The 26,408-nt window shown below is 60.0% G+C and carries 26 protein-coding genes; 24 read left to right on the top strand and 2 right to left on the bottom strand.

Going from position 1 to position 26,408, the window contains the following annotated elements:
* Window positions 1-48 precede the first annotated feature (48 nt).
* Entirely contained in the window at window positions 49-1,230 is a 1,182-nt protein-coding gene (gene ubiF / locus EKL15_RS08765) for a 3-demethoxyubiquinol 3-hydroxylase (protein WP_203089260.1), read from the bottom strand.
* 197 nt (window positions 1,231-1,427) lie between these two features.
* Here ubiF and miaB point away from each other — a divergent pair, with 197 nt between their 5' ends.
* The 13 genes from miaB (at window position 1,428) to EKL15_RS08700 (ending at window position 13,749) form a co-directional block, all read left to right on the top strand.
* A complete protein-coding gene (gene miaB, locus EKL15_RS08760) occupies window positions 1,428-2,852 on the top strand; it encodes a tRNA (N6-isopentenyl adenosine(37)-C2)-methylthiotransferase MiaB (protein WP_038877474.1) in 1,425 nt (474 codons plus the stop codon).
* 118 nt (window positions 2,853-2,970) lie between these two features.
* On the top strand, window positions 2,971-3,306 hold the full coding sequence (locus tag EKL15_RS08755; protein WP_004939967.1) for a zinc ribbon domain-containing protein YjdM: 336 nt from the start codon (window positions 2,971-2,973) through the stop codon (window positions 3,304-3,306).
* A 234-nt stretch (window positions 3,307-3,540) separates the two neighbouring features.
* Entirely contained in the window at window positions 3,541-4,596 is a 1,056-nt protein-coding gene (locus tag EKL15_RS08750) for a PhoH family protein (protein WP_004939969.1), read from the top strand.
* A complete protein-coding gene (gene ybeY, locus EKL15_RS08745) occupies window positions 4,593-5,066 on the top strand; it encodes an rRNA maturation RNase YbeY (protein WP_033637441.1) in 474 nt (157 codons plus the stop codon). Before EKL15_RS08750 ends, ybeY begins: the two co-directional genes overlap by 4 nt.
* An 85-nt stretch (window positions 5,067-5,151) precedes the next feature.
* On the top strand, window positions 5,152-6,030 hold the full coding sequence (corC, locus tag EKL15_RS08740) for a CNNM family magnesium/cobalt transport protein CorC (protein ID WP_004939973.1): 879 nt from the start codon (window positions 5,152-5,154) through the stop codon (window positions 6,028-6,030).
* Between the two features lie 7 nt (window positions 6,031-6,037).
* Entirely contained in the window at window positions 6,038-7,567 is a 1,530-nt protein-coding gene (lnt, locus tag EKL15_RS08735; protein ID WP_060440520.1) for an apolipoprotein N-acyltransferase, read from the top strand.
* Window positions 7,568-7,959: 392 nt separating this feature from the next.
* Window positions 7,960-8,856 (top strand): amino acid ABC transporter substrate-binding protein, encoded by an 897-nt coding sequence (locus EKL15_RS08730; protein WP_038877465.1) that lies wholly within the window; start codon window positions 7,960-7,962, stop codon window positions 8,854-8,856.
* Window positions 8,857-9,068: 212 nt separating this feature from the next.
* Window positions 9,069-9,809 (top strand): amino acid ABC transporter permease, encoded by a 741-nt coding sequence (locus EKL15_RS08725; protein ID WP_019454074.1) that lies wholly within the window; start codon window positions 9,069-9,071, stop codon window positions 9,807-9,809.
* On the top strand, window positions 9,809-10,483 hold the full coding sequence (gltK, locus tag EKL15_RS08720; protein WP_004939982.1) for a glutamate/aspartate ABC transporter permease GltK: 675 nt from the start codon (window positions 9,809-9,811) through the stop codon (window positions 10,481-10,483). Before EKL15_RS08725 ends, gltK begins: the two co-directional genes overlap by 1 nt.
* On the top strand, window positions 10,483-11,208 hold the full coding sequence (locus tag EKL15_RS08715) for an amino acid ABC transporter ATP-binding protein (protein WP_019454076.1): 726 nt from the start codon (window positions 10,483-10,485) through the stop codon (window positions 11,206-11,208). The genes gltK and EKL15_RS08715 overlap by 1 nt, the downstream gene beginning before the upstream one ends.
* 257 nt (window positions 11,209-11,465) lie before the next feature.
* A complete protein-coding gene (locus EKL15_RS08710) occupies window positions 11,466-11,864 on the top strand; it encodes a hypothetical protein (protein WP_238423670.1) in 399 nt (132 codons plus the stop codon).
* 99 nt (window positions 11,865-11,963) lie between these two features.
* Window positions 11,964-12,896 carry a pyrimidine-specific ribonucleoside hydrolase RihA gene (rihA, locus tag EKL15_RS08705; protein WP_038877458.1) on the top strand — a complete coding sequence of 311 codons (933 nt, stop codon included), beginning with the start codon at window positions 11,964-11,966 and terminating at the stop codon, window positions 12,894-12,896.
* 148 nt (window positions 12,897-13,044) lie between these two features.
* Window positions 13,045-13,749 carry an FMN-dependent NADH-azoreductase gene (locus EKL15_RS08700; protein ID WP_203089258.1) on the top strand — a complete coding sequence of 235 codons (705 nt, stop codon included), beginning with the start codon at window positions 13,045-13,047 and terminating at the stop codon, window positions 13,747-13,749.
* Window positions 13,750-13,789: 40 nt separating this feature from the next.
* Here EKL15_RS08700 and EKL15_RS08695 read toward each other — a convergent pair whose 3' ends face one another.
* Window positions 13,790-14,272, bottom strand: a complete 483-nt coding sequence (locus tag EKL15_RS08695) for a zinc ribbon-containing protein (RefSeq protein WP_203089256.1) — start codon at window positions 14,270-14,272, stop codon at window positions 13,790-13,792.
* 285 nt (window positions 14,273-14,557) lie between these two features.
* On the opposite strand from EKL15_RS08695, the gene leuS reads away from it, so the two are divergent.
* The 11 genes from leuS (at window position 14,558) to ybeD (ending at window position 26,292) form a co-directional block, all read left to right on the top strand.
* Entirely contained in the window at window positions 14,558-17,140 is a 2,583-nt protein-coding gene (gene leuS, locus EKL15_RS08690) for a leucine--tRNA ligase (protein ID WP_100396180.1), read from the top strand.
* A gap of 14 nt (window positions 17,141-17,154) precedes the next feature.
* Complete coding sequence (gene lptE, locus EKL15_RS08685) at window positions 17,155-17,715, top strand: LPS assembly lipoprotein LptE (protein WP_060423573.1); 561 nt, start codon at window positions 17,155-17,157, stop codon at window positions 17,713-17,715.
* The gene (holA, locus tag EKL15_RS08680; protein ID WP_055316089.1) at window positions 17,712-18,746 is read left to right on the top strand and encodes a DNA polymerase III subunit delta; all 1,035 of its coding nucleotides are present in this window, start codon (window positions 17,712-17,714) and stop codon (window positions 18,744-18,746) included. Before lptE ends, holA begins: the two co-directional genes overlap by 4 nt.
* Window positions 18,736-19,398 carry a nicotinate-nucleotide adenylyltransferase gene (nadD, locus tag EKL15_RS08675; RefSeq protein ID WP_203089254.1) on the top strand — a complete coding sequence of 221 codons (663 nt, stop codon included), beginning with the start codon at window positions 18,736-18,738 and terminating at the stop codon, window positions 19,396-19,398. The genes holA and nadD overlap by 11 nt, the downstream gene beginning before the upstream one ends.
* Before the next feature lie 194 nt (window positions 19,399-19,592).
* Window positions 19,593-19,910 carry a ribosome silencing factor gene (rsfS, locus tag EKL15_RS08670; protein WP_016928774.1) on the top strand — a complete coding sequence of 106 codons (318 nt, stop codon included), beginning with the start codon at window positions 19,593-19,595 and terminating at the stop codon, window positions 19,908-19,910.
* 3 nt (window positions 19,911-19,913) lie between these two features.
* The gene (gene rlmH / locus EKL15_RS08665) at window positions 19,914-20,384 is read left to right on the top strand and encodes a 23S rRNA (pseudouridine(1915)-N(3))-methyltransferase RlmH (protein ID WP_004940002.1); all 471 of its coding nucleotides are present in this window, start codon (window positions 19,914-19,916) and stop codon (window positions 20,382-20,384) included.
* Window positions 20,385-20,422: 38 nt separating this feature from the next.
* Window positions 20,423-22,318 (top strand): peptidoglycan DD-transpeptidase MrdA, encoded by a 1,896-nt coding sequence (gene mrdA / locus EKL15_RS08660; protein WP_060423566.1) that lies wholly within the window; start codon window positions 20,423-20,425, stop codon window positions 22,316-22,318.
* 8 nt (window positions 22,319-22,326) lie between these two features.
* Entirely contained in the window at window positions 22,327-23,439 is a 1,113-nt protein-coding gene (mrdB, locus tag EKL15_RS08655) for a peptidoglycan glycosyltransferase MrdB (protein WP_004940006.1), read from the top strand.
* Between the two features lie 10 nt (window positions 23,440-23,449).
* The gene (gene rlpA, locus EKL15_RS08650; RefSeq protein WP_060423563.1) at window positions 23,450-24,529 is read left to right on the top strand and encodes an endolytic peptidoglycan transglycosylase RlpA; all 1,080 of its coding nucleotides are present in this window, start codon (window positions 23,450-23,452) and stop codon (window positions 24,527-24,529) included.
* 180 nt (window positions 24,530-24,709) lie between these two features.
* Window positions 24,710-25,921 (top strand): D-alanyl-D-alanine carboxypeptidase DacA, encoded by a 1,212-nt coding sequence (gene dacA, locus EKL15_RS08645; RefSeq protein ID WP_004940010.1) that lies wholly within the window; start codon window positions 24,710-24,712, stop codon window positions 25,919-25,921.
* Window positions 25,922-26,025: 104 nt separating this feature from the next.
* A complete protein-coding gene (gene ybeD, locus EKL15_RS08640) occupies window positions 26,026-26,292 on the top strand; it encodes a DUF493 family protein YbeD (protein WP_004940012.1) in 267 nt (88 codons plus the stop codon).
* Window positions 26,293-26,408: the final 116 nt, after the last annotated feature.

Raw genomic sequence — 26,408 nt, 5'->3', positions numbered from 1 at the left:
GGCGTTCAGCCAATCCTAACGGGCCCAGCCGCAGCTGAGCCCTGTCGGTTACAATCCCAACGCGTACTTCAACGCATGCTCTTTCAGCTTGCCCGCCCGCTGCGCGGCCATCAGCGCCAGATTGCGCGCCACGTTCAGCGGCGCCAGGTTATTGCTGAAAGCGGTATAGAACAGATCCATCCCGCTCTGCATCAGCAGATTGTCGGTACGGCGGCGGCGCTGATAACGCAGCAGTACCGCCTCGCTGCTCCAGTCCTCTCCCTGCTCCCGCGCATCGCTCAATACGTTCAGCAAGGCATCCACGTCGCGATACCCCAGATTGACGCCCTGCCCCGCCAGCGGGTTGATGGTATGTGCCGCATCCCCCAGCAGTGCCAGCCCCGGCATCACGTAGCGCTGCGCATGACGCCGCGTCAGCGGGAACGAACCGGCGGCGTGCACCTTGACCGGGCCCAGTCGCGCCGGGAAAGCGGCGGCGATCTCACGCTCCAGCTGCGCCGGCGGCATCGCCTGCAGCTGGCGAATGCGCTGCGGGCTGTCATACCACACCAGCGACGCCCAGCTGTCGTACAGCGGCAGGAAGGCGCGTGGCCCGGACGGGAAGAAACGCTGCCAGGTCACATCCTGCTGCGGCGCGCCGGTATCGACGGTGATCAACATGCACGCCTGACGATACTGCCAGCCGTTGGTGCCGATCGCCGCCAGCTTGCGCACCTGCGAGTTGGCGCCGTCGGCGCCGACAACCAGGCGCGCCTGCAGCGTCTCGCCGCCGTCCAGCGTCAGCTGCCAGGCATTGTCCGCCCGCTGCAGCGATTGCAGCCTGGCGGGGCACAGCAGCGTCAGGTTGGCGCACTGCGCGAACTGCTGCCACAGCGCCAACTGCAGAATGCGGTTTTCCACCATAAAGCCCAGCTCGGGCAGCCCCAGGGACACCGCGTCGAACGCCACGCGCGACGACGCCCATTCCCAGGTCTCCAGCCGGCGATACGGCGCCGTGCGCATCGCCGTCACGGCCTGCCAGGCGCCGAGCTGTTTCAGCAGCCCCACCGAGGTGCAGCCGATAGCGGAAATGCGCAGATCCGGCGGGCTTTGCGCCTCGAACGCCTGCGGCGCCTGATGTTCCAGCAACGCCACCGACCAGCCCGCCTGCGCCAGCCCCAGGGCCGCCGCCGCGCCGACCATGCCGCCGCCCACCACCACCGCGTCATACCGATTTTGAGATGTCTTCATATTGGCTATGTTTTCTGTGTGAATGCTCGCCATCCCACCCGGCATGGCGTTTTGCGCAGTGTACCGGATTTTCGCTCCGGCTTCAGGTCGCGTGCCATTTTCCCCCGCGCTGGTCACAACGGCGGCAAATGATTACAATACGCGCCCTGCATGTCGCGTAACGCAACTTTCGCTCCGCACTGAGTAATGGCAAGTCAATGACGAAAAAACTACATATCAAAACCTGGGGCTGCCAGATGAATGAGTATGATTCATCGAAAATGGCCGACCTGTTGAACAGCACGCACGGCTTCGAGTGGACCGAAAACGCCGAAGAGGCGGACGTGCTGCTGCTGAACACCTGCTCGATCCGTGAAAAAGCGCAGGAGAAAGTTTTCGCCATGCTGGGGCGCTGGCGCTTGCTGAAAGAAAAGAACCCGTCTGTCATCATCGGCGTCGGCGGTTGCGTGGCCTCGCAAGAAGGCGAACTGATCCGCAGCCGCGCGCCCTGCGTCGACGTGGTATTCGGCCCGCAGACCCTGCACCGCCTGCCGGAAATGATCAATCACGTTCAGGGCACCCGCAGCCCGGTGGTCGACATCAGCTTCCCGGAGATCGAAAAATTCGACCGTCTGCCGGAACCGCGCGCCGAAGGCCCGACCGCATTCGTGTCGATCATGGAAGGCTGCAACAAATACTGCACCTTCTGCGTGGTGCCTTACACCCGCGGTGAAGAAGTGAGCCGCCCGAGCGACGACGTGCTGTTCGAAATCGCCCAACTGGCGGCGCAGGGCGTGCGCGAGGTCAACCTGCTCGGCCAAAACGTCAACGCTTACCGCGGCGCCACGCATGACGGCGAGATCTGTTCGTTCGCCGAACTGCTGCGCCTGGTGGCAGCCATCGACGGCATCGATCGCATTCGCTTCACCACCAGCCACCCTATCGAGTTCACCGATGACATCATCGCGGTGTACGAAGACACGCCGGAGCTGGTCAGCTTCCTGCATCTGCCGGTGCAGAGCGGTTCGGATCGCATCCTGACCATGATGAAACGCGCGCACACCGCGCTGGAGTACAAGGCGATTATCCGCAAGCTGCGCAAGGCGCGGCCGGCCATTCAGCTCAGCTCCGATTTCATCGTCGGTTTCCCGGGCGAAAGCCAGGCCGACTTCGAACAGACCATGAACCTGATCGCCGACGTCAATTTCGACGTCAGCTTCAGCTTCATCTATTCGTCGCGCCCGGGCACCCCGGCGGCGGACATGGTCGACGACGTCAGCGAAGAAGAGAAAAAACAGCGGCTGTATATTCTGCAGGATCGCATCAACCAGCAGGCGCTGCAGTTCAGCCGCCGCATGCTCGGCACCGTCCAGCGCATTCTGGTGGAGGGCACCTCGCGCAAAAGCGTGATGGAGCTGGCCGGGCGCACGGAGTGCAACCGTGTGGTAAACTTCGAGGGCACGCCCGACATGATCGGCCAGTTCGTCGACGTGGAAATTACCGAGGTGCTGACCAACACCCTGCGTGGCGCAGTGGTGCGCACCGAACAGCAGATGGATCTGCGCGTACATGAATCCCCGCAGTCGGTGATCGCCCGTACCCGCAAAGAAAACGCGCTGGGCGTCGGCATTTACCAGCCCTGACGCCGCGGCGGCCGCCTTATCGCCGCCCATTCGCGCTACTCCTTACCGTTTCTCCGCCGGGCGCCCGCGCCCGGTGATTTTCTTTTTTATTTTTTTATTGTTGAAGAGGCGACATAACATGCAACTCCCACACTGCCCGAAGTGCAACTCCGAATACACCTACCAGGACAATGCCCTGTTCATCTGCCCTGAGTGCGCCCACGAGTGGAGCGACAGCGCCCCGGCGGAAGATCAGGACGCGCTGATCGTCAAAGACGCCAACGGCAATCTGCTGGCGGACGGCGATGCGGTCACCGTGATCAAAGACCTGAAGGTCAAAGGCAGCTCCTCGATGCTGAAGATCGGCACCAAGGTGAAAAACATTCGCCTGGTCGAAGGCGATCACAACATCGACTGCAAAATCGACGGCTTCGGCCCGATGAAGCTGAAATCCGAGTTCGTGAAAAAGAACTGATTCACGGCGGCCTTGTTCTGTGATGACGCGGCGGGCTTTGCGCCCCGCCGCGTTTTTTCCTTATCTTCCCTTGAATTCCGCCGATGGCGCACAGATAGATCAGCGGTAAACTTGCGCCGTTGCGGCGCACCATGAATAATTCAAGAAAGAGAGTATTCAGGCTCGTCCTGAACGCGCGCGTCCCGAACGCGCTATGTGACATCAACCAGGCCCGATGTGACCTAGAGGAATAGTTTGAACGTCGCAACACAAGAAATTTTGTTAGAGCCCGCAGACAACCAGCGTTTGCTCAGCCTGTGCGGCCCGTTTGATGACAACATCAAGCAACTCGAGCGCCGATTGGGCATTGAAATCAATCGCCGCGACAACCGTTTCAAGCTGGTCGGCAAAAACCTGTGCGTGGTTGCCGCCGCCGATATCCTGCGCCATCTGTACGTGGATACCGCGCCGATTCGCGGCGTGATCCCGGATATCGACCCAGAGCAAATCCACCTGGCTATCAAAGAGAGCCGGGTGTTGGAACAGGTGGCCGACAGCGTGCCGGATTATGGCAAGGCGGTCACCATTAAAACCAAGCGCGGCATGGTGAAACCGCGTACGCCTAACCAGGCGCAGTACATCGCCAACATTCTCGATCACGACATCACCTTCGGCATCGGCCCGGCGGGCACCGGCAAAACCTACCTGGCGGTCGCCGCCGCGGTGGATGCGCTGGAGCGCCAGGAAATTCGCCGCATTTTGCTGACCCGCCCTGCGGTCGAAGCCGGCGAAAAACTGGGCTTCCTGCCCGGCGATCTGAGCCAGAAGGTCGATCCTTACCTGCGCCCGCTGTACGACGCCCTGTTCGAGATGCTGGGCTTCGAGCGCGTGGAGAAGCTCATCGAGCGCAACGTGATCGAAGTCGCGCCGCTGGCCTATATGCGCGGCCGTACGCTGAACGACGCCTTTATCATTCTGGATGAGAGCCAGAACACCACCATCGAACAGATGAAGATGTTCCTGACGCGCATCGGCTTCAACTCGAAGGCGGTCATCACCGGCGACGTCACCCAGATCGACCTGCCGCGCAACCAGAAATCCGGCCTGCGCCACGCGGTGGAAGTGCTGTCGGACGTGGAAGAACTGAGCTTCAACTTCTTCCACAGCGAAGACGTGGTGCGCCATCCGGTGGTGGCCCGCGTAGTCATCGCCTATGAGGCCTGGGAAGCGGCCGAACAGAAACGCAAAGACGCGATTGCCGAACAACGTAAGCGCGAGGCGCTCGCCGCCTCCGAGCAGGAGACACCATGAGTCAGGTGATTTTGGATCTGCAGATTGCCTGTGAAAGCGGCGACGGCCTGCCGGATGAGGCCACCTTCCAGCGCTGGCTGGAAGGCGTGCTGCCGCAATTTCAGGAAGAGGCCGAGGTGACCGTGCGTCTGGTGGACGAAGCGGAAAGCCACGAGCTGAACCTGACCTACCGCGGCAAAGACAAGCCGACCAACGTGCTCTCTTTCCCGTTCGAGGCCCCGCCGGGCATCGAGCTGCCGCTGCTCGGCGACCTGATTATCTGCCGCCAGGTGGTTGAACAGGAAGCGATTGAGCAAGGCAAGGCGCTGGAGGCCCACTGGGCGCATATGGTTGTCCATGGCAGTCTTCATCTGCTAGGGTATGACCACATCGAAGACGATGAAGCCGAAGAAATGGAGTCTTTGGAAACCGAAATCATGCACGGACTGGGTTATCCTGATCCGTACCTGGCGGAAAAAGACCCCGTCTGACGTCAGCCGTTTACCCTACAGCCCCCATGCGGGGCTGTCGCTGACGCCCCTTAACTCTGACATGAGTGACAGTAACGAAAACGCCATGAGCGACGACCATTCACAAAGCAATGACAGCCCCAGTCCCAAGAAGGGGTTCTTTACTCTTATCCTTAACCAGCTGTTCCACGGCGAACCCAAAAACCGTGGCGATCTGGTCGAGCTGATCCGTGATTCCGAACAAAACGACCTGATCGATCCCGATACCCGCGACATGCTGGAAGGCGTGATGGATATCGCCGAACAGCGCGTGCGCGACATCATGATCCCCCGCTCCCAGATGGTGACGCTCAAGCGCAACCAGACGCTGGAAGAGTGCCTGGACGTGATTATCGACTCCGCCCACTCGCGCTTCCCGGTGATCAGCGAAGACAAAGATCACATCGAAGGCATCCTGATGGCCAAGGATCTGCTGCCGTTCATGCGCGCAGACTCCGAGCCGTTCAGCATCGACAAGGTGCTGCGCACCGCGGTGGTGGTGCCGGAAAGCAAGCGCGTCGACCGGATGTTGAAAGAGTTCCGCTCCCAGCGCTATCACATGGCGATTGTCATTGACGAATTCGGCGGCGTATCCGGCCTGGTCACCATCGAAGACATTCTGGAACTGATCGTCGGCGAGATCGAAGACGAATACGACGACGAAGACGATCTGGATATCCGCCAGCTCAGCCGCCACATGTACACCGTGCGCGCGCTGGCCCCGATCGAAGACTTCAACGAAGCCTTCGGCACCCATTTCAGCGACGACGAGGTCGATACCATCGGCGGTCTGGTGATGCAGGCCTTCGGTCACCTGCCGGCGCGCGGGGAAACCATTGAAATCGAAGGTTACCTATTTAAAGTTGCCATGGCCGACAGTCGACGTATTATCCAGGTTCATGTAAAAATTCCGGACGATTCTCCACCACCGAAACTGGAAGATTAAATCCAACATGGCTAAAGCCTCATTACTTGAACGCCAGCGGGTTCGCGCCCTGCTGGCGCTGTTGTCAGGTGCCGGCGGGACGCTGGCGTTCTCGCCCTACGACTTCTGGCCCGCGGCCATCGTCTCCCTGTTCGGCCTGCTGGCCGTTACCCTCAATCGCACCACCAAACAGTCTGCCCTGCTCGGCTTTGTCTGGGGCTTCGGGCTGTTCGGCAGCGGCATCAACTGGGTGTATGTCAGCATCGCCGATTTCGGCGGCATGCCTTTCGCCGTCAACGTCTTCCTGGTGGTGCTGCTCGCCGCTTACCTGTCGCTGTATACCGGGCTGTTCGCCGGGCTGCTGACGCGCCTGTGGCCGGCCACCCGCTGGTGGCGGCTGGCCATCGCCGCGCCGGCGCTGTGGCAGGTGACCGAATTCCTGCGCGGCTGGGTGCTGACCGGCTTCCCGTGGCTGCAGTTCGGCTATAGCCAGATCAACGGCCCGCTGAAGGGCATCGCGCCGCTGCTGGGCGTCGACGCCATCACCTTTGTGCTGATGGCCATCGCCGGCCTGCTGGTGTACGCCGTCAATCAGCGCCGCCTGTCGGCTGCGGTCATCGCTGCCGCGCTGCTGCTGTTGCCGTGGCCGCTGCGCCAGCTGCAGTGGTTTACACCGCAGCCGGAGAAAGCGGTGAACGTCGCCATGGTGCAAGGCAACATCGCCCAGTCGATGAAATGGGATCCGAAAGCGCTGGTCAGCACGCTGCAAACCTATCTGGACGAAACCCGTCCGTACGTGGGCAAGGCGCCGATCGTCATCTGGCCGGAGTCCGCCATCCCGGATTATGAAGCCAACCAGAACGGCTTCCTGACCATGATGGACGACCTGATGCGGGCGAAGAACAGCAGCCTGATCACCGGCATCGTCGACGTGCGCGCCACGCCACAGGGCCAGCAGATCTACAACAGCGCCATCGTGCTCGGCGAACCGACGCCATACAGCTACCCGGCCAAGGATCGCTACAACAAGCACCACCTGGTGCCGTTCGGCGAGTTCGTGCCGCTGGAAACCCTGCTGCGGCCGCTGGCGCCGTTCTTCGATCTGCCGATGTCCTCCTTCAGCCGCGGCGACTACGTGCAGCCGCAGCTCAGCGTACGCGGGTACAACCTGACGGCGGCCATCTGCTACGAAATCGTCCTGGGCCAGCAGGTACGCGATAACTTCCGCCCGGACACCAATTTCCTGCTGACCATCTCCAACGATGCCTGGTTCGGCCACTCTATCGGCCCGTGGCAGCACTTCCAGATGGCGCGCATGCGGGCGCTGGAGCTCGGCCGGCCGCTGCTGCGCAGCACCAACAACGGCGTTACCGCCGCGGTGGATGCGAACGGCGAGGTGATCGCCGAGATCCCGCAGTTTACCCGTCAGGTGCTCGAAGTGAAGGTCACGCCGACCACCGGCGTCACGCCTTACGCACGCTTCGGCGCCACGCCGCTGTGGGTGATAACCCTGCTGCTGGGCGGCTGGGCGCTGATGTTGGGCCTGCGCCGCAAATAGTCCTTCTCGCCGGGGCGCGCCCGCCGCGCCCCGCGTTCTCGTCACTGTCCCCTCCTTGGTCAGAAAACGCCGTTAAATCAACGCGGCTGGCACACTCCTTGCTTTAACTATGGTGACATCGCGCGCCGATTTACTTTTGCTGACGTTTTGTCGCACCTGTGCACATTTTGGGTGCATTGAGCGCACCACGCGGGGGCGTCAGGGTTTCGTTGCATTGATTTGGTGCGCGCGGCGTCTCAAAAAATGAAACATTTTAGTTTCAAGGTATTCACAATCGGTTATTTTTTAACGGCTATCCGTTCTAAGACTATCTTTATAACTTGAGCAATAAATAGTCGATTTAACCTGACGCTCTTTAGTCAGAGCCACCACAACAGCAAAGGAGTTGGACCATGCAAATGCGTAAATTGGCGTTATCGTTACTGCTGCTCGGTATGGCAGGTAGCGTGGCGCATGCGGAAGACCTGTCCGGTACGCTGAAGAAAATCAAAGACAACGGCGTGATCGTTGTCGGCCACCGCGAATCGTCAGTGCCCTTTTCCTACTACGACAACCAACAAAAAGTTGTGGGCTACTCTCAGGACTACTCCAACCAAATCGTTGAAGCTGTTAAGAAAAAACTTAATGCACCGAATCTGCAGGTGAAAATGCTGCCGATTACCTCGCAGAACCGCATCCCGCTGCTGCAAAACGGCACCTATGACTTCGAGTGCGGCTCCACCACCAATAACCTCGAGCGCCAAAAACAGGCCGCCTTCTCCGACACCATTTTCGTGGTCGGCACCCGTCTGCTGGTGAAAAAAGGCTCCGACATCAAAGACTTTAAAGACCTGGCCGGTAAACCGGTGGTGGTCACCTCCGGCACCACCTCCGAAGTGTTGCTGAACAAGCTGAACGACAGCGACAAAATGAACATGCGCATCATCAGCGCCAAAGACCACGGTGACTCCTTCCGCACCCTGGAAAGCGGCCGCGCGGTGGCCTTCATGATGGACGATGCCCTGCTGGCGGGCGAGCGCGCCAAGGCCAAGAAGCCGGATCAGTGGGAAATCATCGGCACGCCGCAGTCGAAAGAAGCCTACGGCTGCATGCTGCGCAAAGACGATCCTGAGTTCAAAAAGCTGGTCGATGACACCATCGCCCAGGCGCAAACCTCCGGTGAAGCGGCCAAGTGGTTTGACAAATGGTTCAAGCAGCCTATTCCACCGAAAAACCTCAACATGAACTTCGAACTGTCGGACGACATGAAACAGCTGTTCAAAGAGCCTAACGACAAAGCGTTGAACTAAATAGAACAAGAGCCGGGGCGGCCGCAGGCCAAACCGGCCCAGTTGATGACTGGGACAGACAGGTATGAGGGGGGCCGTTCCCCTCCCTCATTTTCCCCAACGCGCATCACCGATCTCCGCACACAACAAGCCAGCCAGACTGGCCGCACGGCGATCGGCGCTCATCAAGTCATCAATCTTCGGCGCCCTGCGCCCGTTTACCGGAGTTTGTTATGTCAATAGATTGGAACTGGGGTATCTTCCTGCAGCAGGCCCCGTTTGGGAACACCACTTACCTCGGCTGGATTTGGTCCGGCTTTCAGGTCACGGTGGCCCTCTCCGTCTGTGCATGGATTATCGCTTTCTTCGTCGGTTCGCTGTTCGGTATCTTGCGTACCGTGCCCAACCGCTTTCTTTCCGCCCTCGGCACCTGTTACGTCGAACTGTTCCGCAACGTGCCGCTGATCGTGCAATTCTTTACCTGGTATCTGGTGATCCCCGAGCTGTTGCCGGCCAATATCGGCACCTGGTTTAAAAGCGAGCTGGATCCCAACGTGCAGTTCTTCGTCTCCTCCATGCTCTGCCTGGGGCTGTTTACCGCCGCCCGCGTATGCGAGCAGGTGCGCGCCGCCATTCAGTCCCTGCCGCGCGGCCAGAAAGCCGCCGGGCTGGCGATGGGCCTGACGCTGCCGCAAACCTACCGCTACGTGCTGCTGCCGAACGCCTATCGGGTGATCGTGCCGCCGATGACCTCGGAAATGCTCAACCTGGTCAAAAACTCCGCCATCGCCTCCACCATCGGGCTGGTGGACATGGCCGCGCAGGCCGGCAAGCTGTTGGATTACTCCGCACACGCCTATGAATCCTTTACCGCCATCACGCTGGCTTATATCGGCATCAACGCCGTTATCATGCTGTTTATGCGTCTGGTCGAAAAGAAAGTGCAGTTGCCTGGCAACCTGGGGAGTAAATAATGTACGAATTTGACTGGGCGTCGATCGTCCCAAGCTTCCCTTATTTGCTGCAGGGCATGGTGATCACGCTGAAGATCACCGTGACCGCCATCGTGGTCGGCATTCTGTGGGGTACCGTGCTGGCGGTGATGCGTTTGTCGCCGTTCAAACCGATCAGCTGGTTCGCCACCCTGTACGTCAACCTGTTCCGCTCGGTGCCGCTGGTGATGGTGCTGCTGTGGTTCTATCTGGTGGTTCCAAGCTTATTACAACAGGTTCTAGGGTTATCGCCGAAAACCGATATTCGCCTGATCTCGGCTATGGTAGCCTTTTCCCTGTTTGAAGCGGCCTATTACTCGGAAATCATCCGCGCCGGCATTATCAGCATCTCGCGCGGCCAATCCTCCGCCGCGCTGGCGCTGGGCATGACCCATTGGCAATCCATGCGGCTGGTGATCCTGCCGCAGGCGTTTCGCGCCATGGTGCCGCTGCTGCTGACCCAGGGCATCGTACTGTTCCAGGATACCTCGCTGGTTTACGTACTGAGCCTGGCCGACTTCTTCCGCACCGCGTCGACCATCGGCGAACGCGACGGCACCCAGGTTGAAATGATCCTGTTCGCCGGCTTTGTCTATTTTGTTATCAGCCTCGCCGCCTCGGCGCTGGTAAGCTATTTGAAGAAAAGGACTGTTTGATGATATCCCTGAAAAATGTTTCTAAGTGGTACGGTCACTTTCAGGTGTTGACCGATTGCACCACCGAAGTGAAAAAAGGCGAAGTGGTCGTCGTCTGCGGTCCTTCAGGTTCCGGCAAGTCCACCCTGATCAAAACCGTCAACGGCCTCGAGCCGATCCAGCAGGGCGACATCCTGGTGAACGGCACGCCGGTCAACGACAAGAAAACCAACCTGGCGCAGCTGCGTGCCAAGGTCGGCATGGTGTTCCAACACTTCGAGCTGTTCCCGCACCTGTCTATCATCGACAACCTGACGCTGGCGCAGGTGAAAGTGCTCAAGCGCGACAAGACCGCCTCGCGCGAGAAGGGCCTGAAGCTGCTGGAGCGCGTCGGCCTCTCCGCCCATGCCAACAAGTTCCCCGGTCAGCTGTCCGGCGGCCAGCAGCAGCGCGTCGCCATCGCCCGCGCGCTGTGCATGGATCCTATCGCCATGCTGTTTGATGAACCGACCTCGGCGCTCGATCCGGAAATGATCAACGAAGTGCTGGACGTCATGGTCGAACTGGCGAACGAAGGCATGACCATGATGGTGGTGACCCACGAAATGGGCTTCGCCCGTAAGGTGGCGAATCGGGTGATATTTATGGACGAAGGCAAAATCGTCGAAGACCGCAACAAAGACGATTTCTTCAACAACCCCGAGTCCGAGCGCGCCAAGGACTTCCTGGCCAAGATCCTGCACTGATCGCGCAGTGCCCTAAACCCAAGCGCCCCAAGGGGCGCTTGTTTTTCGGCACCCATGCGCCTGAATGCCTCTCATTGCCGTCTCAACAAAGTTAGGATTTATCTTAAACTCCCCGTCGCGATGACCGTAAATAACGCGCGATCCTGCAGGCTGTCCTACCTTTGATGATTAACTCACCCACCAGAGAGGCTGGCATGATTCAACTGGTATAAGCGGAGTACAGCATCAAATCCGGTTATCCGATTGTTCGACGCACGTTGGAAGACAAGAAGAAACTGATTGAAAAACCGGGTTTCGGGCCTGAGTCCTGTTGCGCCACCATCGAATACCAGCTGCGCGGCAGCACTCGCTATGCCTTTGGCAATAGCCAGATGAAAATGGAGATGCCGCCGGATATCTACACCCATAACTGGGTCAAGCTACATGCCGAAATGGCCGCGCTGGTTGCGGCGATAAGGCGCATCGAACGCTTTGACGCCGATAAGGAGCAGGTGCCGATCACCAACGTGTATATCGAGCTGCGCCCCTGCGAGGCCAACTGCATGCAGGCACTGCAAAATATCTTGCCCGACGGCACTACCGTCTATTACTCCTTCTTGCACCCAACCGAGGTGGAAGAATGGAAACGTAGCGCTCATGAACTCTGCGGTGTCTGAACGCCTTATCCCGTCGCGCAAACGCCCGGCACTAAAAGCACTTGTTTCTCCCCGGTTTTGATCCGATGCTCGCTGGATAACAAACAGAGGAGAAAGAACATGCCCCGCCCTATTATCATCGATTGCGATCCCGGCCTCGACGACGCCATCGCGCTGGCTATGGCGCTGCGTTCGCCGGAGCTGGACGTCAAAGCCATCACCACCTCCGCCGGCAACCAGACGCCGGAGAAAACCCTGCATAACGCGCTGGGTCTGTTGACCCTGATGCAGCGCGAGGACATACCGGTCGCCGCCGGTGCCGGCGGCCCGCTAATGCGCGAACTGGTGATCGCCGACTATGTCCACGGCAAAACCGGCATGGGCAACACCCACCTGCCGACGCCGACAATCAAACCCGATCCCCGCGGCGCCGTCGAGCTGATCGCCGACCTGCTGCGCGCCAGCCCGCAGCCGATAACCCTGGTGGTGACCGGCCCAATGACCAACATCGCTCTGCTGTTGGCCCAGCATGCCGAGCTGAAAAGCCGCATCGAGCGCATCGTATTTATGGGCGGCGGCATGAACGCCGGCAATACCACGCCGGTCGCGGAGTTCAACATCTTCGTCGATCCCGAAGCCGCCGAAATGGTGCTGAAATCCGGCGTGCCGCTGACCATGGCCGGGCTGAACGTCACCCATCAGGCGCTGGTGTTGCCGCAGGATATTGAGCGCATTCGCCAGATAGACAATCCGGTCGCGCAGGCGGTCGCGGAGATGCTCGATTTTTACCTGCCGCTGTACCTCAGCCATCCGCGTGGCCTGCCCGGCGCGGCGATGCACGATCCCTGCACCATCGCCTGGCTGTTGGCGCCGCAGCTGTTTACCGGCGTAGAACGCTGGGTAGGGGTGGAAACCAAAGGGGAATACACCGTCGGCATGACGGTGGTGGACTATTTCCAGCAAACCGGCAACGCGGCCAACGTGGAAGTGCTGACCGGCATCAACCGCGAAGGCTTTATCGATCTGCTGGCCGAGCGCGTAGCGCGTTATTGATCCCATCGGGGCGCGCTCGCGCCCCTCATTCAAGTTTTTTGATTTAACTCAGCGAATTTTTGCGCTATCACTGTTCCTGGCTTGCCTCTACCATGCGTTTACACCGACTGACATCGTTACCGATTAGACTTCGCCTGGAGATAAGCCAATGAGCCGCGTACTGGTCCTGAAATCAAGCATTCTGGGTGAATATTCCCAGTCTGGAAAATTAGTCGATTTTTTTGTTGAACAATGGCGTGAAACTCACCCTGAAGACACATTCACCGTGCGCGATTTGGCCAACCCGACCCTGCCGGAGCTGGATGGCGAAGTGATGGCCGGTTTTACCGCCGGCGACAAGTCGCTGACGCCGCACCAGCAAAGCACCCTGGCGCTGTCCGATGAGCTGATTGCCGAACTGAAGTCGCACGACACGCTGATCATCAGCGCCCCAATGTACAACTTCAACATCCCGACGCAGCTGAAGATCTACTTCGATCTGATCGCCCGCGCCGGCCAGACGTTCCGCTATACCTCCGCCGGCGCCGAAGGGCTGGTGACGGGCAAGAAAGCGATCGTCATCTCCAGCCGCGGCGGCATCCACGCCGACACGCCGACGGATCTGATCACGCCGTACGTGAAGCTGTTCTTGGGCTTTATCGGCATCACCGACGTTGAGTTCGTGCTGGCGGAAGGCTTCGCCTACGGCCCGGAAGCGGCAGAGAAAGCCGCCCAGGATAGCCGCATCGCGGTCGCGCAGAAAATCCCGGCCGGCATCGCCGTAGCGGCCAGCGCACCAGCGCAGGCGCAAGCCGCCACGGTAGCCGTCAGCGGCGGTTTCCTGAGCAACCTGCTGAAGAAACTGTTCCGTTAAACGCCGGCCTTAGCGTTCCCCGCCGCAGCGGGGAACGTCATCAAGGTTCAAACGGCCGGCGCTGGAACTGGTCGTGACCGCATTTCGGGCAGAGCGGCAACACCTCCGGCGTGTAGAACGCCAGGTGGTAGTGGCACTGCTCGCACACCAGATTGCCCAGCCCCACCACTTCACCGCTGTGGTAAACGCCGTGGTGGCTGACATCCTTGAACACTTCGCGCCACTCCAGCTGGGTTTTGTCGGTGATATCCGCCAGCTCTTGCCACAGGCTCTCTTTGATCACCCGCATAAACACGCTGTCGGTAAACTCATCCCGGCTTTCCTGATAGCTGCGGGCGAACTCTTCCAGATCGCGTCGCACCGCCTGCGTCACCTGCCGCACTTCGTCGCGGGTCAGCTCTTCGGCCTCGTTCAACCGCCGCTCCGCGCTGGCCACCAGTTCGTCGATATCGCGTTCACCGTTTTTCAGGCGTTCGGTCAGCGATGCCACCAATTCGCGGTAATACTGAGCAACCTTGTTCATAGACTCTCCTCGATAAACGCTGCGCCGGACTTGGCTGTAGGGATACCCCTAAGCTACTTGTTCTTATTTTAGCCGTAAATGACTGATGTCACTTGGCAAGACGCGGGATCCGCAGGTTGTGAGCCGCGTCATGGCGGCGTTTTTTTTAAATGCGCCGAGTCAGGCGCTTGGAGTTGTTGCCGGGAGGTCTTATCAGCTATGCTATGCGGATCTACGAATACTAAATGTTCATTGCGTTGCCTCTGACCGGGGCAACGGTTTACACCTACAGGACCACCGGCCGCCATGCAAGAGCAATACCGTCCAGAAGACATAGAATCGAACGTACAGCTTCACTGGCAAGAGAAGCAGACTTTCAAAGTTACCGAAGACGACAGCAAGGAAAAGTACTACTGCCTATCCATGCTGCCTTACCCGTCCGGCCGACTGCACATGGGCCACGTTCGTAACTACACTATCGGCGACGTGATCTCGCGCTATCAGCGCATGCTGGGCAAAAACGTACTGCAGCCGATCGGCTGGGATGCGTTCGGCCTGCCGGCGGAAGGCGCGGCGGTGAAAAACAACACCGCACCGGCCCCGTGGACCTACGACAACATCGAATACATGAAGAACCAGCTGAAACTGCTGGGCTTCGGCTACGACTGGGATCGCGAAATCGCCACCTGCCAGCCGGAATACTACCGCTGGGAACAGTGGTTCTTCACCAAGCTGTATGAAAAAGGCCTGGTCTACAAGAAGACCTCGGCGGTGAACTGGTGCCCGCACGATCTGACCGTGCTGGCCAACGAACAGGTTATCGACGGCTGCTGCTGGCGCTGCGACACCAAGGTCGAGCGTAAAGAGATCCCGCAGTGGTTCATCAAAATCACCGCCTACGCCGATCAGCTGCTGAACGATCTGGACACGCTTGAAAGCTGGCCAGAGCAGGTGAAAACCATGCAGCGCAACTGGATTGGCCGCTCCGAAGGCGTGGAAATCACCTTCGACGTGGCGGACAGCGAAGAGAAGCTGACGGTTTACACTACCCGTCCCGACACCTTCATGGGCGCCACCTACGTGGCAGTCGCCGCGGGCCACCCGCTGGCGCAACAGGGCGCGCGCAATAACCCGGCGCTGACCGACTTCATCGACGAATGCCGCAACACCAAAGTTGCCGAAGCCGAAATGGCGACGATGGAGAAGAAAGGCATGCCGACCGGCCTGTTCGTTGTCCACCCGTTGAGCGGCGAGCAGCTGCCGGTGTGGGTCGCCAACTTCGTGCTGATGGAATACGGCACCGGCGCCGTGATGGCGGTACCGGCGCACGACCAGCGCGACTGGGAATTCGCCACCAAATACGATTTGCCGATCAAACCGGTGATCCTGAACCTCGACGGCAGCCAGCCTGACGTGAGCGCCGAAGCGATGACCGACAAAGGCGCGCTGTTCAACTCCGGCGAATTTGACGGCCTGGACAATGAAGCGGGCTTCAATGCCATCGCCGACAAACTGGTCGCCAAGGGCGTAGGCCAGCGCAAGGTCAACTACCGTCTGCGCGATTGGGGCGTCTCCCGTCAGCGTTACTGGGGCGCGCCAATCCCGATGGTGACGTTGGAAGACGGCACCGTGATGCCGACGCCGGAAGATCAGCTGCCGGTGATCCTGCCGGAAGACGTGGTCATGGACGGCATCACCAGCCCGATCAAGGCCGATCCTGAGTGGGCGAAGACCACCGTCGACGGCCAGCCGGCGCTGCGTGAAACCGACACCTTCGACACCTTTATGGAGTCTTCCTGGTACTACGCGCGCTACACCTGCCCGCAGTATGATCAGGGTATGCTGGATCCGGCCGCCGCCAACTACTGGCTGCCGGTCGATCAATATATCGGCGGTATCGAACACGCCATCATGCACCTGATGTACTTCCGCTTCTTCCACAAGCTGATGCGCGATGCAGGCCTGGTGGATTCCGACGAGCCGGCCAAGCGCCTGCTGTGTCAGGGCATGGTGCTGGCCGACGCCTTCTACTACACCGGCAACAGCGGCGAGCGCGTCTGGGTATCTCCGGTTGACGCCACCGTCGAGCGCGACGACAAGGGCCGCATCATCAAGGCTACCGATCCGCAAGGCCGTGAACTGGTCTATGCTGGCATGAGCAAAATGTCGAAGTCGAAGAACAACGGCATCGACCCGCAGGAGATGGTGGAAAAATACGGCGCGGACACCGTGCGTCTGTTCATGATGTTCGCTTCACCGGCAGAAATGACGCTGGAGTGGCAGGAATCCGGCGTGGAAGGGGCTAACCGCTTCCTGAAACGCGTGTGGAAACTGGCCTACGATCACGTGGAAAAAGGCGCGGTACAGCCGCTGGACGTAGCGGCGCTGACCGAAGATCAGAAAGCGCTGCGCCGCGATCTGCACAAAACCATCGCCAAGGTAACCGACGATATCGGCCGCCGTCAGACCTTCAACACCGCGATCGCCGCCGTGATGGAGCTGATGAACAAACTGGCCCGCGCGCCGCAGGAGAGCGAGCAGGATCGCGCGCTGCTGCAGGAAGCGCTGCTGGCCGTGGTTCGCATGCTGTACCCGTTCACCCCGCACGTGTGCTTCACCCTGTGGCAGGCGCTGGGCGGCGAAGGCGACGTGGACACCGCGCCATGGCCGGTTGCCGACGAACAAGCGATGGTCGAAGACTCCAAGCTGGTGGTGGTGCAGGTGAACGGCAAGGTTCGCGCTAAAATCACCGTATCTGCCGATGCGACCGAAGAGCAGGTGCGCGCGCGCGCTGCCGAAGAGCATCTGGTGGCTAAATATCTGGACGGCGTCACGATTCGCAAAGTGATCTACGTTCCGGGCAAACTGCTTAACCTGGTTGTGGGTTAACACAAGGAGGAGTTGTGCGACAACGTATTCTGACGCTGTTGCTGGGGTTGGCGGTGCTGGTCACCGCCGGCTGCGGTTTTCACCTGCGTGGCACCACGCAGGTGCCGAATGAAATGAAAACGCTGATCCTGGACAGTTCGGATCCTTACGGCCCGTTGACGCGCGCGGTGCGTGAGCAGCTGCGTCTTAACGAAGTGACTATTGTCAGCGATCCGAAACGTAAAGACGTGCCTTCCCTGCGCATCGTCGGCGCAACGGAAAGCCAGGATACCGCTTCTATCTTCCAGGACGGTAAAACCGCCGAGTACCAGCTGGTGCTGACCGTGCAGGCGCAAGTGCTGATCCCGGGCCATGACCTGTATCCGCTGTCGGTGAAAGTGTTCCGTTCCTTCTTCGATAACCCGCTGACCGCGCTGGCCAAGGACTCCGAACAGGATATCATTCGCCAGGAAATGCGTGAGCAGGCGGCGCAACAGCTGGTGCGCAAACTGCTGACCGTGCATGCGGCGGAAGAAGAGAACCGGCAGAAAGCCGCTGCCGCCGGCGAACGAGCGGCAAGCCAAACCGCACAATGATCCGCATTTATCCGGAACAACTTGCCGCGCAGCTCCGAGAGGGGCTGCGCGCTTGTTATTTATTGAGCGGCAATGAACCGCTGTTGCTGCAGGAAAGCCAGGATTTGCTCCGGCAGGCCGCGCAACAGCAGCAGTTCAGTGAGCACTACAGCATTTCCCTTGACGCCCATACCGACTGGGACGCCATCTTCGGCATCTGCCAGGCGATGAGCCTGTTCGCCAGCCGCCAGACGCTGCTGCTGATCTTCCCGGAAAACGGCCCGACGGCGCCGATCGGCGAACAGCTGACCAAACTCGCCACGCTGCTGCACGAGGATATTCTGCTGATCCTGCGCGGCCCTCGCCTCACCAAAGCGCAGGAAAACAGCGCCTGGTTCAAGGCGCTCAGCCCGCACGGTGCCCTCGTCAGTTGCCAGACGCCGGAACAGGCGCAGCTGCCGCGCTGGGTCGCCACGCGCGCCAAGGCGATGAAGCTGGAGCTGGACGATGCCGCCAATCAGCTGCTGTGCTACTGCTACGAAGGCAACCTGCTGGCGCTGTCGCAGGCGCTGGAGCGGCTGTCGCTGCTGCACCCGGACGGCAAGCTCACGCTGCCGCGCGTCGAACAGGCGGTGAACGACGCCGCCCACTTCACGCCGTTCCACTGGCTGGATGCCCTGCTGGCCGGCAAAAGCAAGCGCGCCTGGCATATCTTGCAGCAGCTGCAGCAAGAGGACGTGGAGCCGGTGATCCTGCTGCGCACTCTGCAACGCGAACTGCTGCTGCTGCTGACGCTGCAGCGCCGCATGGCTTCCGCGCCGCTGCGCACGCTGTTCGATCAGCACAAGGTCTGGCAGAATCGCCGCCCGCTGGTGACCCAGGCGTTGCAACGCCTGTCCGGCCCCCAGCTGCAGCAGGCGGTACAGCTGCTGACGCAAATCGAGCTGACCCTCAAGCAGGACTATGGCCAGTCGGTCTGGCCGGAACTGGAAACCCTGTCGATGCTGCTGTGCGGCAAACCCCTGGCCACGAGTTTTAGCGATGCCCACTAATCCGGAACACCCCACCGTTTTGCACGCGCTGTTCGGCGGCACCTTTGACCCGATCCACTACGGCCACCTGCGGCCGGTGGAAGCGTTGGCCGCCGAAGTGGGCCTGAATCGCGTCACGCTGCTGCCTAACCACGTGCCGCCGCACCGCCCGCAGCCGGAGGCCAATGCGCAGCAGCGCCTGAAGATGGTGGAGCTGGCGATCGCCGGCAACCCGCTGTTTGCGGTCGACGATCGCGAACTGCACCGCACCACCCCCTCCTACACCATCGAGACGTTGGAAACGATTCGTAAAGAGCGTGGCGCCGCCCAGCCGCTGGCGTTTATTATTGGCCAGGACTCGCTGCTGACGCTGCATAAATGGCACCGCTGGCAGGCGCTGTTGGACGTCTGCCATCTGCTGGTGCTGGCGCGCCCGGGCTATAACGATCACATGGACACGCCGGAGCTGCAGCAGTGGCTGGAACGCCATCGCACCGCCGACCCGGCGCTGCTCAGCCGTCGCCCACACGGCCATATCTATTTGGCCGATACGCCGGAGCTGGAAATTTCCGCCACCGAGATCCGCCAGCGCCGCCATCAGGGCCTTAACTGCGACGACCTGCTGCCACGCCCGGTGCAGCGCTACATCGAGTTGCAGGGTTTATATCGCTAGCGAAAGGTGCGTGATATACTGCGCCGCTATTTTTCAGGTATCCGCTGAAAACCCCGGAAACCTTAGCTGGCCGGGCAGTCACCAGTTAGCTGGCTTTCAGCGGCAGCCTGCCGAAACCATTATCCGGTTACGCCGCGGCGCGCGCATTTTGCCCGCCGCAGCCGACTGAACAGAACACACCCGAGGGGGAACCTTTGCAAGGTAAAGCGCTCCAAGATTTCGTCATCGATAAAATCGATGACCTGAAAGGCCAAGACATTATCGCTCTGGACGTCCAGGGCAAATCCAGCATCACCGATTGCATGATCATCTGCACCGGCACCTCGACTCGCCACGTGATGTCGATCGCCAGCCACGTGGTGCAGGAATCCCGTGCCGCAGGCATGGAGCTGTACGGTATGAAAGGCCAGGAAGCCTCCGACTGGATCGTGGTCGATCTGGGCGAAGTGATCGTGCACGTGATGCAGGAAGAGAGCCGTCGCCTGTACGAGCTGGAAAAACTCTGGAGCTAAGCGGTGAAACTGCAATTGGTGGCGGTCGGCACCAAAATGCCAGACTGGGTGCAAACCGGCTTTATGGATTACCTGCACCGCTTTCCCAAAGATATGCCGTTTGAGCTGACCGAGATCCCGGCGGGCAAACGCGGCAAAAACGCCGACATCAAGCGCATTCTGGACAAAGAAGGCGAACAGATGCTGGCGGCGGTGGGCAAAGGCAACCGCATCGTTACGCTGGATATCCCAGGCACGCCGTGGGAAACGCCGCAGCTGGCGCAGCAGCTTGAGCGCTGGAAGCAGGATGGCCGTAACGTCAGCTTGCTGATCGGCGGCCCGGAAGGGTTGGCGCCCGCCTGCAAAGCCGCTGCCGAGCAGAGCTGGTCACTTTCTCCGTTGACATTGCCGCATCCTTTGGTGCGCGTCCTGGTGGCCGAAAGCCTCTACCGCGCCTGGAGTATTACTACAAATCATCCTTACCACCGGGAATAGCCGGTGGTGACCGTGACAGAGTGAAATAAAGCAGCGGGATGAAAATAGAACGTAACCCTTTTCGCGACTATACGGCTGAATCCGCCCTGTTTGTACGCCGCGCCCTGGTGGCGTTCTTGGTCATCCTGGTGCTGTCCGGCATCCTGATCGCCAACCTGTATAATCTGCAAGTGGTCCGCGTCGAGGATTACCGCACCCGCTCCAACGAAAACCGCATCAAGCTGGTGCCTATCGCGCCCAGCCGCGGCATTATCTACGATCGCAACGGCACCCCGCTGGCACTCAACCGCACCATTTATCAGCTGGAGCTGATGCCGGAGAAGGTTGACGATCTCAAAGCCACGCTGCAGGCGCTGCGCACGGTGGTCGACCTGACCGACGACGACATCACCAATTTCGAAAAAGAGCGCAAGCGTTCGCGCCGTTTCGTCTCCATTCCGGTGAAAACCGCGCTGACCGAAGTGCAGGTCGCCCGCTTTGCGGTTAATCAGTTCCGCTTCCCCGGCGTGGAAGTGAAAGGCTACCAGCGCCGCTACTACCCTTACGGCTCCGCCCTCACCCACGTCACCGGCTACGTGTCGAAGATCAACGACCGCGACGTCGAACGCCTGGACAAAGACGGCAAGCTGGCCAACTACGCCGCGACCCACGACATTGGCAAGCTGGGCATCGAACGCTATTACGAAGACACGCTGCACGGCAAAACCGGCTACGAAGAGGTCGAGGTCAACAACCGCGGCCGGGTGATCCGCCAATTGCACGAGCAGCCGCCTTCCGCCGGTCAGGACGTCTACCTGACGCTCGATCTCAACCTGCAGCGCTATATCGAGCAGCTGCTGGTAGGCAGCCGCGCCGCGGTGGTGGTGAGCGATCCGCGCACCGGCGCCATTCTGGCGATGGTGTCCAACCCGAGTTACGATCCGAACCTGTTCGTGGACGGCATTTCCAGCAAGGACTATCAGGGGCTGCTGAACGATCCGAATCGCCCACTGATCAACCGCGCCACGCAGGGGGTTTACCCGCCCGCGTCGACGGTGAAGCCTTACATCGCGGTGTCGGCGCTCAGCGCCGGGGTGATCACCAAAAACACCGTGGTGTTCGATCCCGGCTGGTGGCAGCTGCCCGGCTCGGAAAAACGCTTCCGCGACTGGAAAAAATGGGGCCACGGCCGGCTGAACGTCACCAAGGCGCTGGAAGAGTCCGCAGATACCTATTTCTATCAGGTCGCCTATGACATGGGGATCGATCGGCTGTCGACCTGGCTGACCAAATTCGGTTACGGCCAGTACACCGGCATCGATCTGTCCGAAGAGCGCTCCGGCCTGATGCCGACACGCGAATGGAAGCTGAAGCGCTATAAAAAGCCGTGGTATCAGGGCGACACCATTCCGGTGGGCATCGGCCAGGGTTACTGGACCGCCACGCCGATCCAGATGGCCAAGGCGCTGAACACCCTGATCAACGACGGCACCGTCAAAACGCCGCACCTGCTGCAGAGCACCCGCGTCAACGGCGCGCTGGTGCCGTTCAAACAGGAAGAAGACACGCAGATCGGCGATATTCACTCCGGCTTCTGGGAAATCGCCAAAGACGGCATGTACGGGGTGGCCAACCGTCCGAACGGGACGGCGCGCAAATACTTTGCGGACGCCCCTTACAAAGCCGCGGCGAAATCGGGTACCGCACAGGTATTCGGCTACGAAACTTACAACGCCCATAAACTGGCGGAGCACCTGCGCGATCACAAGCTGATGACCGCCTTCGCGCCGTTCAACAATCCGACGGTGTCGGTCGCCATCATTCTGGAAAACGGCGGCGCCGGTCCGGCGGTGGGCACCATCACCCGCCAGATCCTCGACCATATTCTGCTGGGCGACAACAATACGCAATTGCCAAGCGAGGCCCCACTGCCGCCTGGCGTAGAAGGTGACTAAGGTAGAACATGACTGAAAGCCAACAAAAAGGCTCGATCTGGACCAAAATCCACATCGACCCGACGTTCCTGCTGCTGATCCTGGCCCTGCTGGTCTACAGCGCCTTCGTGATGTGGAGCGCCAGCGGCCAGGACATCGGCATGATGGAGCGCAAGATCGGGCAGATCGTCATGGGGCTGATCGTGATGGCCGTCATGGCGCAAATCCCGCCGCGCGTATACGAAAGCTGGGCGCCCTATCTGTATATCTTCTGCGTGATTTTGCTGATCCTGGTGGACGCCTTCGGGCAGATCAGTAAAGGCGCGCAGCGCTGGCTGGATCTCGGCGTGGTGCGCTTCCAGCCGTCGGAAATCGCCAAGATCGCCGTGCCGCTGATGGTAGCGCGCTTTATGAACCGCGACGTCTGCCCGCCTTCGCTGAAAAACACCGCCATCGCCCTGGTGCTGATCTTCCTGCCGACGCTGCTGGTGGCCGCGCAGCCGGATCTGGGCACCTCGATCCTGATCGCCGCCTCCGGCCTGTTCGTGCTGTTCCTTTCGGGCATGAGCTGGAAACTGATCGCCGTCGCCGCCGTCGCGCTGGCGGCCTTTATCCCGGTGCTGTGGTTCTTCCTGATGCACGGTTATCAACGCGACCGCGTGATGATGCTGCTCGATCCGGAAAGCGACCCGCTCGGCGCCGGCTACCATATCATTCAATCCAAGATTGCCATCGGCTCCGGCGGCCTGTCCGGCAAGGGCTGGCTGCACGGCACCCAGTCGCAGCTGGAGTTCCTGCCGGAACGCCATACCGACTTTATCTTCGCCGTGTTGGCCGAAGAGCTGGGGCTGATCGGGGTGTTGGTTCTGCTGGCGCTTTACCTGCTGGTGATCATTCGCGGGCTGATGATCGCCGCCAAGGCGCAAACCACCTTCGGCCGCGTGATGGTCGGCGGCTTGATGCTGATTTTGTTCGTTTATGTCTTTGTTAACATCGGTATGGTCAGTGGCATTTTGCCGGTAGTTGGCGTACCTTTGCCTCTGGTCAGTTACGGGGGTTCGGCGCTGATAGTGTTGATGGCCGGTTTCGGCATCATCATGTCGATCCACACGCATCGGAAAATGCTGTCTAAAAGTTTATAAGAGGTGAGTAATGCGTAAGGAATGGCTTTGGATCGGCGTCGCGGCGGTATTGCTCTCCGCCTGTACCGCCCCGACCACGGAACAGCAGGCGCCACAGCAGCCGTACAACGGCCCGGTGGTGGAAATCGGTGGCGTCGAGCCTCAATATGAACCCTATAACCCTAATAACATGCAGGATTATAAGGTTAATGGCGATACTTACCGCATCGTAAAAGATCCGCAGAACTTCTCGCAGACCGGCCTGGCGGCCTGGTATGGCGAAGAAGCCAACGGCAATACCACCGCCCTGGGCGAGCAGTTCGATCCGAACGGCCTGACCGCGGCGCACCCGACCTTGCCGATCCCTAGCTATGTACGTGTCACCAACCTGGCCAACGGCCGTCAGTTGGTGGTGCGCGTCAACGATCGCGGGCCTTACACCAAGGGCCGCATCATCGATCTGTCGAAAGCCGCCGCCGATCGCCTCAACCTGTCCAACAACACCAAGGTCAAAGTCGATTTCATCAACGTGGCGCCGGACGGTACGCTGAGCGGCCCGGGCACCATCGGCACCATCGTGGCGAAACAGAGCTACGCCCTACCGGCACGCCCGGATCTCGGCTCCAGCGGCATGGGCACCCCGATCCAACAGGACGTGCCGGTCGCCAGCGGCGCGGCGGTGCGCCCGATCGATAACAGCACCCTGCGCACCGACGACAACAACGCGCCAGCCGCCGGCGGCAACGCAACCGGCGGCCGCAGCGGTTTCCTCGGCGCGCCAAGCGCTGTACCGGCCGGCGTGCTGGAAGGATCAGAACCTGAAGCCGTGGCCGCACCGGTCGCGGCCGGCGCCGCGGCTGCCGGCATGGCTGCCGCGTCTTCCTCCGGCGGCTATGTGGTGCAGGTCGGTGCGCTGAGCAGCGCCGAGCGCGCCCAAAGCTGGCAGCAAAGCCTGAGCCAGCAGTTTGGCGTGCCGGGCAAAGTGGCGGCTAACGGCAACGTTTATCGCGTCCAGCTCGGCCCGTTCAGCAGCCGTCAGCAGGCGGCCCAGCTGCAGCAACGCCTGGCCAGCGAAGCGCAACAACAGTCTTTCGTTACTGCTGCACCCTAAGCGTTAAGCCCGGCGGGCATTCGCGGCTGATAAGCGGTTATTTAGCTGAAACATTTTCTTGCAGCTAAAAGTTCTCTAACCGCAATTAGTCAGATGAATGGGTAATGCCTGCCGGGATCGCATCTGCTATAGTGTGGCTCGTTTTTTAACTTTACTTTCACGGATGTTGTAGTCCCGATCATGAAACAAGTAACTTCTTTTCGCTTAATCAAAAGCATCGCACTCGGCACCGTTATCGCAATGAGCGCAGCCTCCGTTGCACATGCCGATGACGTTAACATCAAAACCATGATCCCAGGTGTCCCGCAGATCGATGCGGAAGCGTACATCCTGATTGATTACAACTCCGGCAAGGTGCTGGCCGAGATGAACGCCGACGCGCGTCGCGATCCGGCCAGTCTGACCAAAATGATGACCAGCTACGTCATCGGCCAGGCGCTGAAAGCGGGCAAAATCGGCCAGGACGATCTGGTGACCGTCGGTCAGGACGCTTGGGCGACCGGCAACCCGGTGTTCAAAGGCTCCTCGCTGATGTTCCTGAAGCCGGGCGATCGCGTGCCGGTCTCCAAACTGACCCGCGGCATCAACCTGCAATCCGGTAACGACGCCTGCGTGGCGATGGCCGACTACGTCGCCGGCAGCCAGGACGCGTTCGTTAACCTGATGAACACCTACGTCAGCAAGCTGGGCCTGCAGAACACCCACTTCCAGACGGTACACGGCCTGGATGCCCAGGGCCAGTACAGCTCGGCGCGCGACATGGCGCTGATCGGCCAGGCGCTGATCCGCGACGTGCCGGAAGAGTACGCGATTTACAAAGAAAAAGAGTTCACCTTCAACAACATCCGCCAGATGAACCGCAACGGTCTGCTGTGGGATAACAGCCTGAACGTCGACGGCATCAAAACCGGCCACACCGATGCGGCGGGTTACAACCTGGTGGCTTCGGCGACCGAAGGCCAGATGCGTCTGATCTCCGCCGTGATGGGCGGCCGCACTTACAAAGGCCGCGAAGCCGAGAGCAAGAAACTGCTGACCTGGGGCTTCCGCTTCTTCGAAACCGTAGCGCCGCTGAAGGTCGGTAAAGAGTTCGCCTCCGAGCCGGTCTGGTTCGGCGATGCCGACCGCGTTGAGCTGGGCGTGGACAAAGACGTCTACCTGACCATCCCGCGCGGCCGCATGAAAGATCTGAAGGCCAGTTACGTGCTGAACACCCCTGAAATTCACGCGCCGCTGGCGAAAAACCAGGTGGTCGGCAGCATCAACTTCCAGCTGGACGGCAAAACCATCGACCAGCGTCCGCTGGTGGTGATGAACGAAGTGAAAGAAGGCGGTTTCTTCAGCCGCATCGTGGACTACATCAAACTGATGTTCCACCACTGGTTCGGTTAACGGTTGAATCGGGCGAAATTGCCCCCATATACTGAATAACATTAACTCCCGCCCCGGCGGGAGTTATAATTTATAGATTAGCTAGCACTCTGGAGCGCACGCACATGCAAAAAACTAAACTGAACGAACTGCTCGAATTCCCTTGCTCGTTTACCTACAAGGTGATGGGCCTGGCGCAGCCTGAGCTGGTTGACCAGGTAGTTGAAGTGGTGCAGCGCCATGCACCGGGCGATTACAACCCACAGGTTAAGCCAAGCAGCAAAGGCAACTACCACTCCGTTTCCATCACCATTAACGCTACTCACATCGAGCAGGTCGAAACCCTGTACGAAGAGTTGGGCAACATTGAAATTGTTCGCATGGTGCTGTAATTCCAGCATAAACCCCTGCTTATCAACCCGGGATGGCGCAGCGTCTTCCCGGGTTGCGCATTTTTGGTCAGCGAAAGGCTGGTCGCAGGCCGGAGCGCCCGGTATAATGGCTTTAC

It is taken from the genome of Serratia sp. 4542 (assembly GCF_016805595.1).
In the GTDB taxonomy this organism is placed as follows: domain Bacteria; phylum Pseudomonadota; class Gammaproteobacteria; order Enterobacterales; family Enterobacteriaceae; genus Serratia; species Serratia nevei.
The sequence above is the reverse complement of the archived record's forward strand: the minus strand, read 5'-3'. Positions and strand labels throughout refer to the sequence as shown.